We start from the raw sequence: 14,976 nt of genomic DNA on the forward strand, positions 1-14,976 counted from the left end.
ACTTTCGGGGGACGTGCTGCCTCCCCGGCTGTTGAGGCAGCACGTCCCCCGATGTTGCACGGCATCCTCAGAAGGCGCAGGCGATGACCAGGGTCGGGGTGCGGTCGGGGAGCAGGTCGAGCTTGGTGATGCGGCCGGCGGCGCGCAGGTCGTCGATTACCAGCGTGAGCTGGTCGAGTACGGCGGCCGGGCCGAGCGCCTCGGCCAGCGGCACCTCCGCCTTCATCGACAGCTTCCGTTCCGACTTGGCCCGGCGGACCTGCCCCAGCGCGTCGGCGGCGAGCCGCAGCAGGTGCGGGTCACCTTCGCCCTGGATCGCCCGGCCCACCTCGTACGTGGTCGGCCACGGCGCGCGGTGCACCGAACCGTACCGCCACCACGACCAGACCTCCTCGGTCGCGTACGGCAGCACCGGGGCGAAGAGCCGCAGCTGCACCGAGAGTGCGGTGGCCAGCGCCGCCCGGGCCGAGTCGGCCCCGGCTCCGCTGCCGTAGGCGCGTTCCTTCACCAACTCGATGTAGTCGTCGCAGAACCGCCAGAAGAACGACTCGGTGGCCTGGAGTGCGGCCGTGTGGTCGTACCCCTCGAACGCCGTCGTCGCGGTGGCCACCACCTCGGACAGTTCGGCGAGCATGGCCCGGTCGAGCGGTTCCGTCGCGGGTGCGCGCAGCGCGTCGGCGGCGCCCAGCCCGAGCGCGAACTTCGACGCGTTGAGCAGCTTGGTGGCCAACCGCCGGCCGATCCGGATCTGGGCCGGGTCGAAGGCCAGGTCGGTGCCGGGCTTGCCGCTGGCCGACCAGTACCGCACCGCGTCCGAGCCGTGCTGTTCCAGCAACGCCATCGGGGTCACCACGTTCCCCTTGGACTTCGACATCTTCTTGCGGTCCGGGTCGAGGATCCAGCCGGACAGCTCCGTCGTCCGCCAGGGCAGCACGCCGTGCTCCAGATGCGACCGGACCACTGTGGCGAACAGCCAGGTGCGGATGATGTCGTGCCCCTGCGGGCGCAGGTCCATCGGGAAGACCCGCCGGTACAGATCCGGGTCCCGTTCCCAACCGCCGACGATCTGCGGAGTCAGCGACGAGGTGGCCCAGGTGTCGAGCACGTCCGGGTCGCCGATGAAACCGCCCGGCACGCCGCGCTGCGACTCGTCGTACCCCGGTGGGGTGTCCTCGGACGGGTCGATCGGCAGCGCGGACTCCTCCGGCGTGAGAGGCTGGGCCCAGTCCGGTTCGCCAGCGTCGTCGAGCCGGTACCACACCGGCACCGGCACCCCGAAGTAGCGCTGCCGGCTGACCAGCCAGTCGCCGGTCAGGCCGCCCACCCAGTGTTCGTAGCGGTGTCGCATGTGCTCCGGCACCCAGCGCAGCTCCCGCCCGCGTGCCAGCAGATCCTCCCGCAGACCTGTGTCGCGGCCACCGTTGCGCAGATACCACTGCCGGGTCGAGACGATCTCCAGGGGCCGGTCGCCCCGCTCGTAGAACTTCACCGGGTGGGTGATCGGGCGGGGCTCGCCGACCAGGTCATCCGCCTCGGTCAGCTGCTCCACAACGGTCCGTCGGGCGCCGTTCACCGGCTGCCCGGCCAGCGCCGCGTACGGCTGCGCGGGCACCCCGGCCGGCGGCTCCGGCAACAGCCGGCCGTCCCGGCCGACGACCACCCGGGTGTCCAGGGCCAGTTCCCGCCACCAGGTCACGTCGGTCAGGTCACCGAAGGTGCAGACCATCGCGATGCCGGTGCCCTTGGCCGGGTCCGCCAGCGGATGCGCGCGCACCGGCACCTCCACCCCGAACACGGGGGTACGCACAGTCGTGCCGACCAGGTCCGCGTACCGCTGGTCGTCGGGGTGGCAGACCAGCGCGACGCAGGCCGGCAGCAGCTCCGGCCGGGTGGTGTCGATCAGCACCGCCCGCCCGCCCGGTCCGTGGAAGCGCAACCGGTGGTACGCGCCGGGGCGTTCCCGGTCCTCCAGTTCGGCCTGCGACACGGCGGTGGCGAAACCGACGTCCCACAGCGTCGGCGCCTCGGCCTGGTACGCCTCGCCCCGGGCCAGGTTGCGCAGGAAGGCCCGCTGGGAGGTGGCCCGGGCCACCGGCCCGATTGTGGTGTACATCAACGACCAGTCCACCGACAGGCCGAGCCGCCGCCACAACGCCTCGAAGACCTGCTCGTCGGCGACGGTCAACCGTTCGCACAGCTCGATGAAGTTACGCCGGGAGATCGGGGTCGGGTTCTTCCGGGCGGCGTCGTTCACCGGTTCGGTCGGTGGTGCCCAGTCCGGGTCGTACGGCAGCGAGGGGTCACATCGCACCCCGTACACGTTCTGCACCCGACGTTCGGTGGGCAGGCCGTTGTCGTCCCAGCCGATCGGGTAGAAGACCGTCCGGCCGCGCATCCGCTGGAACCGGGCGATCAGGTCGGTGTGCGTGTACGAGAAGACGTGCCCCATGTGCAGCTCGCCCGATACGGTCGGCGGCGGGGTGTCGATCGCGTACACGTCGGACCGCTGCCTGCTGCGGTCGAACGCGTACGTGCCCTCCTCCTGCCAGCGGCGCGACCAGGTCTCCTCGAGCCCGTCCAGAGTCGGACGCTCGGGGACGCCGGTGCGGGCCGTCCTCGCCGTATCAGTCATCCGTAGATCGTAGGCACCGGGACCGTGACGGGCACGCCATTACCTGATCACCAACGGGTCAGAGCAGCGAGTCGCGCCACTGGCGGTGCAGGTCGGCGTACCGGCCCCCGCCGACGATCAGTTCGGCCGGCGGCCCGTCCTCGACGATCCGGCCCCGGTCGAGGACCAGGACCCGGTCGGCGGTCTCCACCGTCGAGAGCCGGTGCGCGATCACCAGCGCGGTCCGGTCCCGCAGGATGCTGCCGAGCGCCTGCTGCACCAGACGTTCGGTCGGCACGTCCAGCGACGAGGTGGCCTCGTCGAGGATCAGCACCGCCGGGTCGGCCAGGAACGCCCGGGCGAAGGCGACCAACTGCCGCTGCCCGGCGGAGAGCCGACCACCGCGCCGGTGGACCTCGGTGGCGTACCCGTCAGGCAGCGCCGAGATGAAGTCGTGCGCGCCGATCGCCCGGGCAGCGGCCTCGACGGCGGCGTCGTCGGCGTCCGGGCGACCGAACCGGATGTTGTCCGCGACGGTGCCGCCGTACAGGTGCGTCTCCTGGGTGACCAGAACCATCGCCCGACGCAGCTCCGCGTCGGCCACCTCGCGCAGGTCCACACCGCCGAGAGTGACGGTGCCGGTGTCCGGGTCGTGGAACCGGGCGAGCAGCTTGGCGACGGTGGACTTGCCGGCGCCGGTCGGCCCGATCAGGGCCACGGTCTGCCCGGCCGGGATGGCGAGGTCCAGCTCGGTGAGGATCGGTGAGTCCGGGCGGTACCCGAACGACACCGCGTGGAAGCGGACCGCGCCGCGGGCCGGGCCGTCGGGCAGTGGCACGGGCCGGGTCGGTTCGGCGACCGAGGGCCGCTCGTCGAGCACTCCGGCGAGCTTCTCCAGCCCTGCCGTCGCCGACTGGAGCGAGTTGTAGAACTGGCTCAGCTCCTGCATCGGTTCGAAGAACCGGCGCAGGTAGAGCAGGAAGGCCGCGAGCACACCGACCCCGGTGTCGCCGCCCAGCACCCGGGCGCCGCCGTAGCAGAGCACCACCGCGACCGTGACGTTGCCGATCAGCTTGATGCCCGGTGAGTACGTCGCGATCAGGTGGAAGGCGTGCCGACTGGACCGACGGTAGTCGTCGTTGACCGAGTCGAAGATGTGTTGGTTGCGCGCCTGCCGGCGGTACGCCTGAACCGCCCGGATGCCCCGCATCGACTCGACGAAATGGACGATGACCAGTGCCATCGCCTCCCGGGTACGGCGATAGGCGGAGGCCGAGGCGCGGGCGAACCAGCGGGACAGCCAGAACAGCAGCGGGAAGGCGAGCAGGGTCACCGAGGCCAGCGGCAGGTCCAGCCAGAGCAGGATGCCGGCCACCGAGACGATCGTCAGGGCGGCCATCACCAGGCTCTCGACACCCCCGTCGGCCAGCTCGGCGATCGAGTCGATGTCACTGGTCAGGCGCGAGATCATCCGCCCTGACGTGTATCGCTCGTGGAAAGCCACCGGCAGGTGCAGGAAGTGTGCGTACACCCGGCGGCGCAGGTCGAGCAGGACGGCCTGGCCGATGCGGGCGGAGATGGTGAGGAAGCCACGCCGGGCCGCGTACTCGATGCCGGCCGCAGCGGCGAACGACACGGCCACGGCGATCAACGGGCCGGGCTCGCCGGCCCGGAGCGGCTCGATCGCCCGGTCGATGCCGATCATGACCAAATACGGCCCGGACATGGCCGCGGCGTTCTGGGTCAACAGCAGCGCGACCGCCGTGCCCAGCCGGGCCCGGTGCGGGCGCAGCACGTCCGCCAGCAGCGCCCGACTGCGGGCTCGGAGCCGGGCCACCGCCGCCGGATCGCTGTCCTCGGCGAGGCTGCGGTCGGCGTTCGGGTCCGGTGCCACCCCCCGCCAGTGCGCCGGGTCCGCCTCGGGCGGTGGCTCCGGCACGGCCGACGCGGCGGTCACGAGAGCACCAGGGGGGAACCGCCGGGCGTCGGATCGGTCGACGTCGGTGTCCCGGCGATCGACGCCGCGGCCGGCTCGGCGGAGAGCAGCCCACGATAGGTGGGAACGTCGGCGAGCAGCTCGGTGTGGGTGCCGACGGCGGTGATCCGGCCGTGCTCCAGCAACGCCACCCGGTCGGCCAGGGCGATCGTGGACGGACGGTGCACCACCAGCAGCGCGGTGGTGTTGCGCAGCACCCGCTTGAGCGCCGACTCCACCAACGCCTCGGTGTGCACGTCGAGCGCGGAAAGCGGGTCGTCGAGCACGAGCACCGCCGGTCGGATCAGCACCGCCCGGGCCAGGGCGAGTCGTTGCCGCTGGCCGCCGGAGAGCGACAGGCCCTGCTCCCCGAGCCGGGTACGCAACCCCCACGGCAGGTCGTACGCGAACTCGGCCTGGGCCAGTGCCAGCGCGGCCCGGACCTCGTCCTCGCCGGCGTCGGGCCGGCCCAGGGTGAGGTTCTCCCACACCGACATGGAGAACAGCGTCGGCTCCTCGAAGGCGACCCCGACCAGGCCGCGCAGCGACGCCAGCCGCAGGGCGCGCAGGTCGTGCCCGTCGAGGGTGATGCGGCCGGCGCTGACGTCGTGCAGTCGAGGTACCAGGGACAACAAGGTGCTCTTGCCGCTGCCGGTGGCGCCGACCACGGCCACGGTCTCGCCGGGCTCGACGGTGAGATCGAGGCCCCGCAACACCGGAACCGCGCTTCCCGGATAGCGGAAGCCCACCCCCTCGAAGCGGAGCCGACCGCGCACCGTCGAGCGCACCAGGGCGATGGCGACCGGACGATCCGCGATGGCTGGCCGGGTGTCCAGCACCTCCTGGATCCGGTCCGCGGCGGTGGCCGCCTCCTGCCCGTTGGCGATGATCCAGCCCAGCGACTGCACCGGCCAGATCAGCATCAGCTGAAGGCTGACGAAGGCGACGAGCTGACCGATGGTGAGCCGTCCGCCGGCGACCGCGGCTGCTCCGGCCACCAGGACCGTGCCCAGGGTCAGGTTCGGCACCAGGTCCAGCAGCGCCGAGGTGCGGGCGAGCAGCCTGCCCTTGCCGATCCCGGTGTCGTGCAGCGCCTCGGTGCTGGCGGCGAACCGGGCGGCCAGTTGTGGTCCCCGCCCGTACGCCTTCATCGTGCGTAGGCCCTGCGCGGTCTCCTCGACCAGCGTGGCCACGTCGCCCTGCTGGTCCTGCATGCGGCGGGACGCGACGTGGTAGTGCCGACCGAAGCGGCGGGCGATCAGGAACAGCGGGACCGCGCTGGCGGCCACCAGCATCCCCAGTGCGGGGTGCAACCGGATCAGCAGCACCACCACGACCAGGTAGGTGACCAGATTGAGTACGAGGAAGAACAGGCCGAAGGAGAGAAAGCGGCGCAGCACCGACAGGTCGCTGGTGATCCGGGAGAGCAACTGGCCGGACGGCCACCGGTCGTGGAAACTGGCCGAAAGCCCTTGCAGGTGGGCGTAGACATCGGTGCGGATGGCCGCCTCCATCGCCACCGAGGACGACGACTGCACCCATCGACGGATGAAGATCAGCAGGGCTTCGGCCAGGCCGAGCAGCAGTGCCAGCCCGGCCAGCAGGAACAGGCCGGTCAGGTCGCGCCGGGCCACCGGCCCGTCGACCACCCGTTGCGCCACCAGAGGTACGGCGATGCCGGCGCCCGTGGCGGCGAGCCCGGCCAGCATCAGCCACCCGAACTCGACGGCGTGTGGACGCAGATAGCGGCGCAGTCGCCAGAGGTTGCGCAGGGGATGTCGACGAATCTCGCCCCGGTCGGCCGGGCCGCCGCCGCTCCCCGCAGCCACTACCCGACGGTAGCCGCATCTGGCAGCAACGCCGGTGTCGGCTTGCTGTCAGCTGCCCATCCCCTCACCGTTGCCCCGCTGCTTGTGGTCCGGCTTCCGCTGCCCGCCACCACTTCTCCGACTGGTTCTTGACGCTGCGTGTGCGTCACGGCCCGCCGCCCTACTACTCCCCACCCCCTTTGCTCTGCTTCAACCCACGCAACGGTTACCCTCCGCACCGGGTGGCAACTCCGTGATCGAAGCGCTGCTGGTGCATAACCGCTGCTCAGCGTTCTGTTGCGTGGAGTGAAGCAGAGCAAAGCGTGTGGGTGGCGCACCTTTGGTCAGCGGGCGACCGGCGACTGTCGTTGCACACCGTGATGGTTACCGATTGTGAGTTACTGACCGAGTTGTTCGTGGTCGAGGAGCCAGCGTTTCACCGGCAGCCCCCAGCGGTAGCCGCCGAGCGTGCCATCGGTGCGCAGCACCCGGTGGCAGGGGACGAACAGCGCGGCGGCGTTGCGGGCGCAGGCCGCCGCGGCGGCGCGCACCGCGGAGGGACGGCCGGCCAGGGCGGCGTACCCGGTGTAGGTGAAGGGTGCGCCCGGCTTGACGTCGCGTAACACCCGCCAGGCATGGGACATGAACGCTCCGCCGGTGTGCTGTTCGACCGGGACGTCGTCGATCGCGGTCAGGTCGCCGTCGAGGTAATCGCTGACGGCTGCGGTGACCGGGCCGAGATCCGGCCGGTGTCGAGGCTCACCGCGCAGGCTCGGGTGTACGAGCGGCAGCAGGTTCGCCGGGTCCGGGGTGAAACCGGACGCCCGTACCGCGCCGTCCGGACCGACGAGAACGGTGAACGGCCCGGCGGGGGTGTCGATGACTCCGCTGTCGATCATGCTGCTCGTGGTGTTCATACTGCTCATGCGGCTCTCCAGGGTCGGATCGATGCTGGCCTGCCCAGAGGCACCCAGGCTGGGTCGAGTGGTTGGATTCGGGCGGAGCCGGCGGCGGGGCTCACGCCGATCGCCAGAGACGGATCACGGCGTACGACCGCCAGGGGCGCCAGCGGACGGCGTACTCGTCGAGGGTCTTGGGGTTGTCGGTGAGGCCGAGGGTGGCGGCGCCCCGACGTAGCGCGAGGTCGGTGGGGAGGAACGTGTCGGGGTCGCCGAGCGCGCGCATGGCCAGGTAGCCGGCCGTCCAGCCGCCGATGCCAGGGATTGCGGTCAGCCGCCGCACCGTCTCCTCCCGGTCACCACCGGGCTCCAGGTCAAGCTCGCCGGCCGCGACCGCCCGTGCCACCGCCCGGATCGTCTCGCGCCGCCCTACCGGCATCCGAAACCCCGAATCGGCCACCCGCAGGACCTCCTCCGCCGTGGCGAACCCGTGCAGCGCCCCGCCCCGAGACCCCTCCTGCTGATCAAGAGGTTTGCGTCGACCGGGAACGCTCTCGGAGTCCACAACTTCTTGATCAACGGTGCCGGTGTGGGCGAGGAGGCGAGTGAGGGTGGTGCGGGCGGAGGCCAGGGAGACCTGTTGGGTGGCGATGGCGCGGACGGCGATCTCGAAGCCGTCCACCGCACGGGGGACGCGTACCCCAGGCTCGGCCGCCACCGTCGCGGCCAGCGCGGGATCGGCGGCGAGTGTCTGGTCGACGGCGAGCGGATCCGAGTCCAGGTCGAACAGGCGCCGGCAGCGGGCCACGGCGGGGGCCAGATCGCGCAGGTCGGTCAGGCGCAGCGTCGCCGCCACATGACCGACCGCCGGGCTCAGCGTGGCCTCTCCGGGGCCGTGCGGCAACCGCAACCCCCGCCGGTACGTACCGTCGACCACCTCGTCGACCCCGGGCAGCGTGCGACGGGCGAGGAAGTCGAGCAGCGCGGCGGCGTGCAGCGGCGGCCGGTACGCCAACCGCAGGGTGACCGTGCCCGCACCACCGACGACCGTGTCGTGTCCGCTACGCAGCTGCGACGGTGGTGCGCCGTAGACCGCGCGTACCGTGTCGTTGAACTGCCGGACGCTGCCGAACCCGGCGGCGAACGCGATCTCGGCCAGGCCCAGCCCGGTCGTCTCGATCAGGGTTCGGGCGGTCTGCGCGCGCTGAGCCCTGGCCAGCGCCAGCGGCCCCGCGCCGAGTTCCGCCCGCAGCATCCGGTGCAGGTGTCGCTCGGTGTAGCCGAGCCGGGCGGCCAGCCCCGGCACCCCGTCACGGTCGACCACACCGTCGGCGATCAGTCGCATCGCCCGGCCCACCACGTCGGCCCGTACGTCCCACTGGGGTGAACCGGGGGAGGCGTCCGGGCGGCAGCGACGGCAGGCGCGCAGCCCGGCCCGTTGGGCCGCCGCCGACGACGGGAAGAAACGCACATTACGCCGCTTCGGGGTCATCGCCGGACAGGACGGCCGGCAGTAGATCCCAGTCGAGGTCACGCCGGTGTAGAACCAGCCGTCGAACCGCTGGTCACGGCTGTCGACGGCCCGGTAACACCGTTCGAAGTCCAGTTCCACGTAACCGATGATGCGCCTGCTCCCGCCCACCCGGCTCGCGGAATTCGGACCACACCGTCCGTCTCGCGGCAAGGGCGGGCGGGCAGGGCAGGGGAGGGGAAGTGTCGGTTGTGGTGGGTAGCGTGCGGCCACCAACTCCAGAAGGGTGTGGCAATGGTTAGCGTGGCGGGTCGGGCGGCGTCGGGACACGAGCACCCACCACTCGACCCGACAGCGGTCCAGCGCTTCTACCGCCGGATGCGCGCCGTGGCGCCGGCCGCGGTCGGTGCCATCGAGCGGGACCGCACCGATGATCCGGGTCGTGCCTTCGGCGACACCGCCTGCGGTCGGCTGGTCGGTTCGCTCGACCGGGACGGGGTGCGCGCGCTCGGGATGTGGGTGCATCACTGGTGCATGCGCTTCTATGACGACGACACCCGCGCCGCACTGCGGCTGCTCCGGGAGATCGCAGCTCGACCGGCCCTGGGCTGGACGGCCGACGAGGTCCACTGGATGCTCGGTGAGTCACGGCACGCCGCGCCCGCCGCCGACGCCCGTTTCACGCTGCCGCTGGCCGCCGCCGCCGAACTCGCCCCCGGCGCCCTCCGGATCGACCTGCTGGTGCCGCGCCAGGCGACACCCCGGCACGACCGGTGACACCAGCGGCGCCCTGCCACACCCTGACGGCGGGTCGGGCCTACCTGCCGGCGGCCGAGCGGTACCGGCGTAAGCTGGCTCGTCGTGAGTCTCACCATCGGCATCGTCGGCCTGCCCAACGTCGGCAAGAGCACCCTGTTCAACGCGTTGACCAAGAACGACGTGCTCGCCGCGAACTACCCGTTCGCGACCATCGAGCCCAACGTCGGTGTGGTCGGGCTGCCGGACGAGCGGCTGCACAAGCTCGCCGAGATCTTCAGCTCGCAGAAGGTGATCCCTGCGCCGGTGTCGTTCGTCGACATCGCCGGCCTGGTGCGCGGCGCCTCGAAGGGCCAGGGGCGGGGCAACGCCTTCCTGGCCAACATCCGGGACGCCTCGGCGATCTGTCAGGTGGTGCGGGCATTCTCCGACCCGAACGTGGTGCACGTCGACGGCAAGGTCTCACCGGCCGACGACATCGAGACGATCAACACCGAGCTGATCCTGGCCGACCTCCAGACGCTGGAGAAGGCGCTGCCCCGGCTGGAGAAGGAGGCCAAGCTCCGCAAGGACCGGGCCGCTGCGGTGGCCGCCGCGAAAGCCGCGGTCGAGGTGCTGGACAACGGCACCACCCTCTACGCGGGTGCGGCGGCAGCCAACATCGAGCTGGAGCACCTGCGTGAGCTGCACCTGCTCACCACCAAGCCGTTCCTCTACGTCTTCAACGTCGATGAGGCCGAGCTGAACAATGCCGAGTTCCTCGACGAACTTCGGGCGCTGGTGGCACCCGCCGAGGCCGTCTTCATGGACGCCAAGATCGAATCCGAGCTGGTGGACCTGCCCGAGGAGGAGGCACGGGAGCTGCTGGAGTCGATCGGGCAGGCCGAGCCGGGGCTGGACCAACTCGTCCGGGTGGGGTTCCGCACGCTCGGCCTCCAGACGTACCTCACCGCCGGCCCCAAGGAGGCGCGGGCCTGGACCGTGCCGATCGGCGCGACCGCTCCGGAGGCCGCCGGGGTGATCCACTCCGACTTCCAGCGCGGCTTCATCAAGGCCGAGGTGGTCTCCTACGCGGACCTGGTCGGGGCCGGTTCGATGGCTGCGGCGAAGGCGGCGGGCAAGGTCCGCATCGAGGGCAAGGAGTACGTCATGCAGGACGGCGACGTCGTCGAGTTCCGCTTCAACGTGTAGGCGGTGGCTGACGGAGTTGCCCGTCGCGGGGTACCTCCGAAGCGGACCGGAGGCGTCCTGCGCGGCGTAACCCGGATCGGGTAACGTGACGCGGTCATCGACGGATATCCACGGGGGTTTCCTTGACCACGCCTCGTTCTGCCCTGTGCGCTGTCAGCGCCGCACTGCTTGCGGCCGGTCTCGCCGCCGCGCCCGCCACTGCTGCTCCGGCCCAGCCGGCACCCGACTCGGCGAAGCTGGCGGCCGGCACCGAGCAGCTTCCGCCCACCGACGGTCGGCGCGGCTACCTGGTTGGTCAGGGCGAGGACGTGCCCGCCCTGATCGGCGTCACAAACAAGGGGGACGCACCTGTCGACGGCGTGGTCGTGCACATCCGGATCCTCAACGACCTGGACTTCACCAAGACGTACGAGAACTGCTGGTACGGCGTCGACAGCAACCAGGAGTCGGCCTGGTGCGAGTTCGATGTCGAGCTTGCCCCGGGCGCGAGCCTGGCGGCGCTGGGCGCCGGCATCTCCACCAAGCCGGACGCTCGCCCGGCGAACATCTCGTCGATCATCCACTTCTGGCGCAGCAAGGAGTACGTCGACCGGCTCGGCGGCATCCAGAAGCTGGCCGACGACTGGGCCGGGCAGGGCACCAGTGCCGTCCGGGGCACCGGTGGCCCCTTGACCCTGGCCGCCCCGTCGGCGCCACTGGTGGGTCTGGAGCCGCCGAACCCCCTCGGCTTCGTTGGCGTCGTACTCAAGACCGCCCCGACGCCGACCCCGACGGCCACGCCCACCGCGACCCCGACGGCCACGCCCACCGTGACTCCGACCGGCACGCCGACGGACGTCCCTCCGGCCAGCCCGGGTGCGCCCGGCGACGATGACGGTCAGGGCGGCGGGTTGCCGGTGACCGGCGCTCGGACCGCGACGGTGGCCGCCGTGGGGGCCCTGCTGCTGCTCCTCGGGGGTGCCGCCTACCTGATCGCCCGTCGCCGCCGTACCCGCTTCGTGGCGTAGGCCCGGCGCTGTTCGGGATGTGACGCCCTGCCGGTGCCGGTGTCAGCCGGCCCGCAGGGCGTCGTCGATACCGGTCTCCCGGTCGCCGAGATGCACCGGGTCGCGGCGGGAGAGCACGTCCAGCGCGGCCTTGAGGCCGGCACCGTACTCGCGGGCCGAGCTGATCCGCCAGGTGCGGTGGCTCAGCTCCCGCGCGGTCTCGTCGCCGACGCCGTTGGCGTCGATGCCGAGATGACGGCAGACCGTGACGGCACGGGCCAGGTGGAACTGCTGCGTCACCACCGTCGCCCGCTCCACCCCGAAGATCCGCTTCGCCCGGGCGCACGAGTCGTACGTGTCGAAGCCGGCGTGGTCGAGCACCACCTTGTCGGCCGGCACCCCCTGCTCGACCAGCCAGCGCTGCATCGCCTCGGGCTCGTTGTACTCGTGGCGCATGTTGTCGCCGGAGACCAGGATCGCCTGCACCTTGCCGGTGGCGTACAGCTCGCGGGCGATCTTCAGCCGGGCGGCGAGGAACGGCGCCGGTGTGCCGTCGGGCTGGACCCGGGTGCCCAGCACCAGGGCGACCGGTGCCTCGGGCACCGTCGCGATCGGGTAGGTGCGCCCCTCGGCCCCGGAGCGGATCCAACTCGCGCTCGCCCACACGCCGGCCGTCAACAGCACGACACCGGACACGCCGGCCAGTACCGCCCGGCGCAGCCAACGCCCGCGGTGCCGGTCCCGGATCTGACGAAGTCTGGCCGGCAGCGAAGCACGGATCGGCATGTGGGCCAGTATTTCAGCCCGGTGCGAGCCGATCAGCGAGCGCTGTGGCGCGGGTACGACGGCCGGACCGTCGTACCCGCGCCGTCAATTACCTGAGCCGGTACACGGAGATGTGCGAGGTGCTGTCCGGGCCGAAGGGCGACCGGTCCCAGTCGGCGTACCGCTCGGTGAGCCGGAGACCGGCCTGTTCCGCCAGCTCGTCGATCTGCTCCGGCCACAGGTAACGCATCGCGAACGGGTGTAGGTGCACCCCGGCGGAGTGGAACGTGATGGTCTGCCGGAGGAACGTCTGCGCCGCCCGGTCGTACTTGTGCAGACGAATGGTGGCCGACTCCTCGGTCACCTCCCGCATCTGGACCTGTTCGTCCCGGTCGAAGTCCGCCGGGTCGGGCACGAACGTCTCGATGACGAACGCGCCGCCGGGGGCCAGCACCCGCGCCACGTTTCGGAAGCAGTCCGCCTGCCGCTGCGCGCGTACCAGGTTGAACAGGGTGTTGAAGACCAGGTACGCCACGGTGTACGGGCCGGTCACCGGCACGTCCGCCATGTCGCCGATGGCCACGGGGATGGTGCTGCCACCAGGCTTGGCGCGCATCTTCGCGACCATCTCCGGCGACGCCTCGATCCCCTCCACCGCGATCCCGCGTTCGGCCAGGGGGAGGGCGACCCGACCGGTGCCGATCGCCAGTTCCAGCGCCGGGCCGCTGCCAGCCAGCTCGGCGAGGAACTCCACTGCCGGTGCCGGGTCGGGTAGGCCGCCCGGCAGGTCATAGGTGTCGGCCCAGAGCCGACCGAAGTGTCCCGGGTCGTCGAAGACCGACATCAGCGGCCTCCGTGGTTGCTACCGGCGCCGCACGGCGCCTTGTCCGTTGATTTCCACGTACGCACGAAGCCTCGATTCGATGGGGTTGACGGTGCCTACTCGCTGCCTGGGCGTCGCGGTGTGCCTCATGTCGTCGCTCCCTTCGTTCGGCTGGCTCGTGAGTCAATCGGCATTGGTGGCCGGCGGCAACTGGAATTCACCGGGCGCGCTGATCCGCTGCGCGGCCCGGGAATTGGTCAGCTGATGTAGTGCAGGATCACGTTGTGCACGTGGTGGCTCTTCTGGTCGCCCCGGAACTCCACCTCGTAGGTGTGCGTACCGACGTGGATGGCGATCGCGCCGGTGGAGAAGAACGAACCGCCCCACGACTTGTTGCTGACCACGCTCACGCTGGTGATCTTCGAGTACGGGATGCTGGTGATCGCGTACTTCTTGCCGACGAACGAGCGGTCCTGGATGATGACGCGCCGGTCGGTCAGCCCGATGAACCCGGTGCCGGTGCCGACGGCGTCGTAGACGGCGATGATCTGTTCACCGTCGAGCAGCCCGCTCTGGATCTGCTGGAACTGTTCCTTGCGGTCATAGGTCGCGTTGGCCATGGTGCCCACGGTAGGCAGCGTCCGCCAGCGGACGCACCGTCAGCCCTCGGTGACCGCGCGGTAGGCGTCCTCGATGCGGGCGGCCAGCAGGACCTCGCCCTCGGAGAGGGGCTCGTGGCCGTGCCCGACCCGGATCTGGGTGTGATCGGCGCGCCGGCTGATCTCGGGGCGCAGATGCAGCGCGTCGGCGACCACCTTCACCCGCTCGGTGAGCGCCGCGTGCTGCGTGTCGTCGATGACGAGAGTGCGCCGGATCTGCTCACCCTCACGTGTCCAACCGGACAGTAGGGTGAGGGCGTCGCTGAGGTAGTCGTGTTTCGTCCGACCGCCAAACAGCGCCCGCATCACCGCTCCTCCCAGGCTTCGTTGCCGGCCTGTGGCCAAATCGTCGCCGCCCCGTGTCTTTGTCGGTGCCTCTAGTCTTACGTCGCACGGAGGGTGTGTCCACGCCCACACTTCTGGGGATTCCTGGCCTGACGGACGACCAAGCTACCCAAACCGCCGATTGATCTGGCACTCTGGACGCCCGTGCGGACCGAACGGGCGAACGGCGGCGGACAAGCCGTACGGCGCGATCCGAAGGTGATCGTCGGCGCGGCCATCATCAGGGACGGGCGGGTGCTCGCCTGCGCCAGATCCGCCCCGCCCGAGGTGGCGGGCATGTGGGAGTTCCCCGGGGGCAAGGTGGAGCCGGGGGAGAGTGAGACGGCGGCGCTGGCCCGCGAGTGCGTCGAGGAACTGGCCGTACGCGTGGAGATCGGTGCGCGGGTCGGCCGTGACGTCCGGATGGCACACGGTCGTTCCGTTCTCAAGGTGTACGCCGCGCGCCTCCTGCACGACGACGAACCCCAGGCCCTCGAACACTCCGCTCTGCGCTGGCTCTCCGCCACCGACCTGGACACCGTCACCTGGCTCCCCGCCGACGCCCCCATAGTCGCCGCCCTCCGCCCCCTCCTCCTACCCCCGCGATGATCAAGAGGTTCTGGTCTCGGAGAACGCTCTCCGGGGACCACAACCTCTTGGTCAACAAGGTTGGGGCGGGAATGGGGCGGGGGCCGCGGCGGATGCCGC

Annotated in this window: 14 protein-coding genes; 5 read left to right on the forward strand and 9 right to left on the reverse strand. The window is 71.1% G+C overall.

Features of this window, described 5'->3' with window-relative positions; translation table 11 throughout:
• Positions 1-67: 67 nt before the first annotated feature.
• The 5 genes from valS to O7624_RS20390 form a co-directional block, all read right to left on the reverse strand.
• Positions 68-2,632 carry a valine--tRNA ligase gene (valS, locus tag O7624_RS20370; RefSeq protein WP_282236902.1) on the reverse strand — a complete coding sequence of 855 codons (2,565 nt, stop codon included), beginning with the start codon at positions 2,630-2,632 and terminating at the stop codon, positions 68-70.
• A 58-nt stretch (positions 2,633-2,690) separates the two neighbouring features.
• The gene (locus O7624_RS20375) at positions 2,691-4,568 is read right to left on the reverse strand and encodes an ABC transporter ATP-binding protein (protein WP_282236903.1); all 1,878 of its coding nucleotides are present in this window, start codon (positions 4,566-4,568) and stop codon (positions 2,691-2,693) included.
• Positions 4,565-6,295: an ABC transporter ATP-binding protein gene (locus tag O7624_RS20380; RefSeq protein WP_282240689.1), complete on the reverse strand. Its 1,731-nt coding sequence runs from the start codon at positions 6,293-6,295 to the stop codon at positions 4,565-4,567. Before O7624_RS20380 ends, O7624_RS20375 begins: the two co-directional genes overlap by 4 nt.
• Positions 6,296-6,792: 497 nt before the next feature.
• Positions 6,793-7,311 (reverse strand): methylated-DNA--[protein]-cysteine S-methyltransferase, encoded by a 519-nt coding sequence (locus tag O7624_RS20385; RefSeq protein ID WP_282240690.1) that lies wholly within the window; start codon positions 7,309-7,311, stop codon positions 6,793-6,795.
• 100 nt (positions 7,312-7,411) lie between these two features.
• The gene (locus O7624_RS20390) at positions 7,412-8,905 is read right to left on the reverse strand and encodes an AlkA N-terminal domain-containing protein (RefSeq protein WP_282236904.1); all 1,494 of its coding nucleotides are present in this window, start codon (positions 8,903-8,905) and stop codon (positions 7,412-7,414) included.
• A 153-nt stretch (positions 8,906-9,058) separates the two neighbouring features.
• Between O7624_RS20390 and O7624_RS20395 the strand changes: the two genes are divergently transcribed.
• The 3 genes from O7624_RS20395 (at position 9,059) to O7624_RS20405 (ending at position 11,718) form a co-directional block, all read left to right on the forward strand.
• Positions 9,059-9,541, forward strand: coding sequence for a hypothetical protein (locus tag O7624_RS20395; RefSeq protein WP_282236905.1), 483 nt, complete (start codon positions 9,059-9,061; stop codon positions 9,539-9,541).
• An 84-nt stretch (positions 9,542-9,625) separates the two neighbouring features.
• Positions 9,626-10,711 carry a redox-regulated ATPase YchF gene (ychF, locus tag O7624_RS20400; protein WP_282236906.1) on the forward strand — a complete coding sequence of 362 codons (1,086 nt, stop codon included), beginning with the start codon at positions 9,626-9,628 and terminating at the stop codon, positions 10,709-10,711.
• 122 nt (positions 10,712-10,833) lie between these two features.
• The gene (locus O7624_RS20405; protein ID WP_282236907.1) at positions 10,834-11,718 is read left to right on the forward strand and encodes an LPXTG cell wall anchor domain-containing protein; all 885 of its coding nucleotides are present in this window, start codon (positions 10,834-10,836) and stop codon (positions 11,716-11,718) included.
• A 42-nt stretch (positions 11,719-11,760) separates the two neighbouring features.
• On the opposite strand, the gene O7624_RS20410 is transcribed toward O7624_RS20405, so the two are convergent.
• Positions 11,761-12,483: an ElyC/SanA/YdcF family protein gene (locus O7624_RS20410; protein ID WP_282236908.1), complete on the reverse strand. Its 723-nt coding sequence runs from the start codon at positions 12,481-12,483 to the stop codon at positions 11,761-11,763.
• 88 nt (positions 12,484-12,571) lie between these two features.
• On the reverse strand, positions 12,572-13,306 hold the full coding sequence (locus O7624_RS20415) for a class I SAM-dependent methyltransferase (RefSeq protein ID WP_282236909.1): 735 nt from the start codon (positions 13,304-13,306) through the stop codon (positions 12,572-12,574).
• Between the two features lie 79 nt (positions 13,307-13,385).
• Here O7624_RS20415 and O7624_RS20420 point away from each other — a divergent pair, with 79 nt between their 5' ends.
• Complete coding sequence (locus tag O7624_RS20420) at positions 13,386-13,550, forward strand: hypothetical protein (protein WP_282236910.1); 165 nt, start codon at positions 13,386-13,388, stop codon at positions 13,548-13,550.
• Here O7624_RS20420 and O7624_RS20425 read toward each other — a convergent pair.
• Positions 13,543-13,905, reverse strand: a complete 363-nt coding sequence (locus O7624_RS20425; RefSeq protein ID WP_093405480.1) for a PH domain-containing protein — start codon at positions 13,903-13,905, stop codon at positions 13,543-13,545. The genes O7624_RS20420 and O7624_RS20425 overlap by 8 nt on opposite strands.
• A gap of 39 nt (positions 13,906-13,944) precedes the next feature.
• The gene (locus O7624_RS20430) at positions 13,945-14,250 is read right to left on the reverse strand and encodes a 4a-hydroxytetrahydrobiopterin dehydratase (protein WP_282236911.1); all 306 of its coding nucleotides are present in this window, start codon (positions 14,248-14,250) and stop codon (positions 13,945-13,947) included.
• A 183-nt stretch (positions 14,251-14,433) separates the two neighbouring features.
• Between O7624_RS20430 and O7624_RS20435 the strand changes: the two genes are divergently transcribed.
• A complete protein-coding gene (locus O7624_RS20435) occupies positions 14,434-14,877 on the forward strand; it encodes a (deoxy)nucleoside triphosphate pyrophosphohydrolase (RefSeq protein ID WP_282236912.1) in 444 nt (147 codons plus the stop codon).
• The last annotated feature ends 99 nt before the right edge of the window (positions 14,878-14,976 follow it).

The organism is Verrucosispora sp. WMMD1129, assembly GCF_029581255.1.
GTDB classification, from domain to species: Bacteria; Actinomycetota; Actinomycetes; order Mycobacteriales; family Micromonosporaceae; genus Micromonospora; species Micromonospora sediminimaris.

Bases quoted from the DNA above. Each gene is read 5' to 3' on its own strand.
- valS (WP_282236902.1), bottom strand. From the start codon at position 2,632: ATGACTGATACGGCGAGGACGGCCCGCACCGGCGTCCCCGAGCGTCCG.
- O7624_RS20380 (WP_282240689.1), bottom strand. From the start codon at position 6,295: ATGCTGGCCGGGCTCGCCGCCACGGGCGCCGGCATCGCCGTACCTCTG.
- O7624_RS20385 (WP_282240690.1), bottom strand. From the start codon at position 7,311: ATGAACACCACGAGCAGCATGATCGACAGCGGAGTCATCGACACCCCC.
- O7624_RS20395 (WP_282236905.1), top strand. From the start codon at position 9,059: ATGGTTAGCGTGGCGGGTCGGGCGGCGTCGGGACACGAGCACCCACCA.
- O7624_RS20410 (WP_282236908.1), bottom strand. From the start codon at position 12,483: ATGCCGATCCGTGCTTCGCTGCCGGCCAGACTTCGTCAGATCCGGGAC.
- O7624_RS20415 (WP_282236909.1), bottom strand. From the start codon at position 13,306: ATGTCGGTCTTCGACGACCCGGGACACTTCGGTCGGCTCTGGGCCGAC.
- O7624_RS20420 (WP_282236910.1), top strand. From the start codon at position 13,386: ATGGGGTTGACGGTGCCTACTCGCTGCCTGGGCGTCGCGGTGTGCCTC.
- O7624_RS20425 (WP_093405480.1), bottom strand. From the start codon at position 13,905: ATGGCCAACGCGACCTATGACCGCAAGGAACAGTTCCAGCAGATCCAG.
- O7624_RS20430 (WP_282236911.1), bottom strand. From the start codon at position 14,250: ATGCGGGCGCTGTTTGGCGGTCGGACGAAACACGACTACCTCAGCGAC.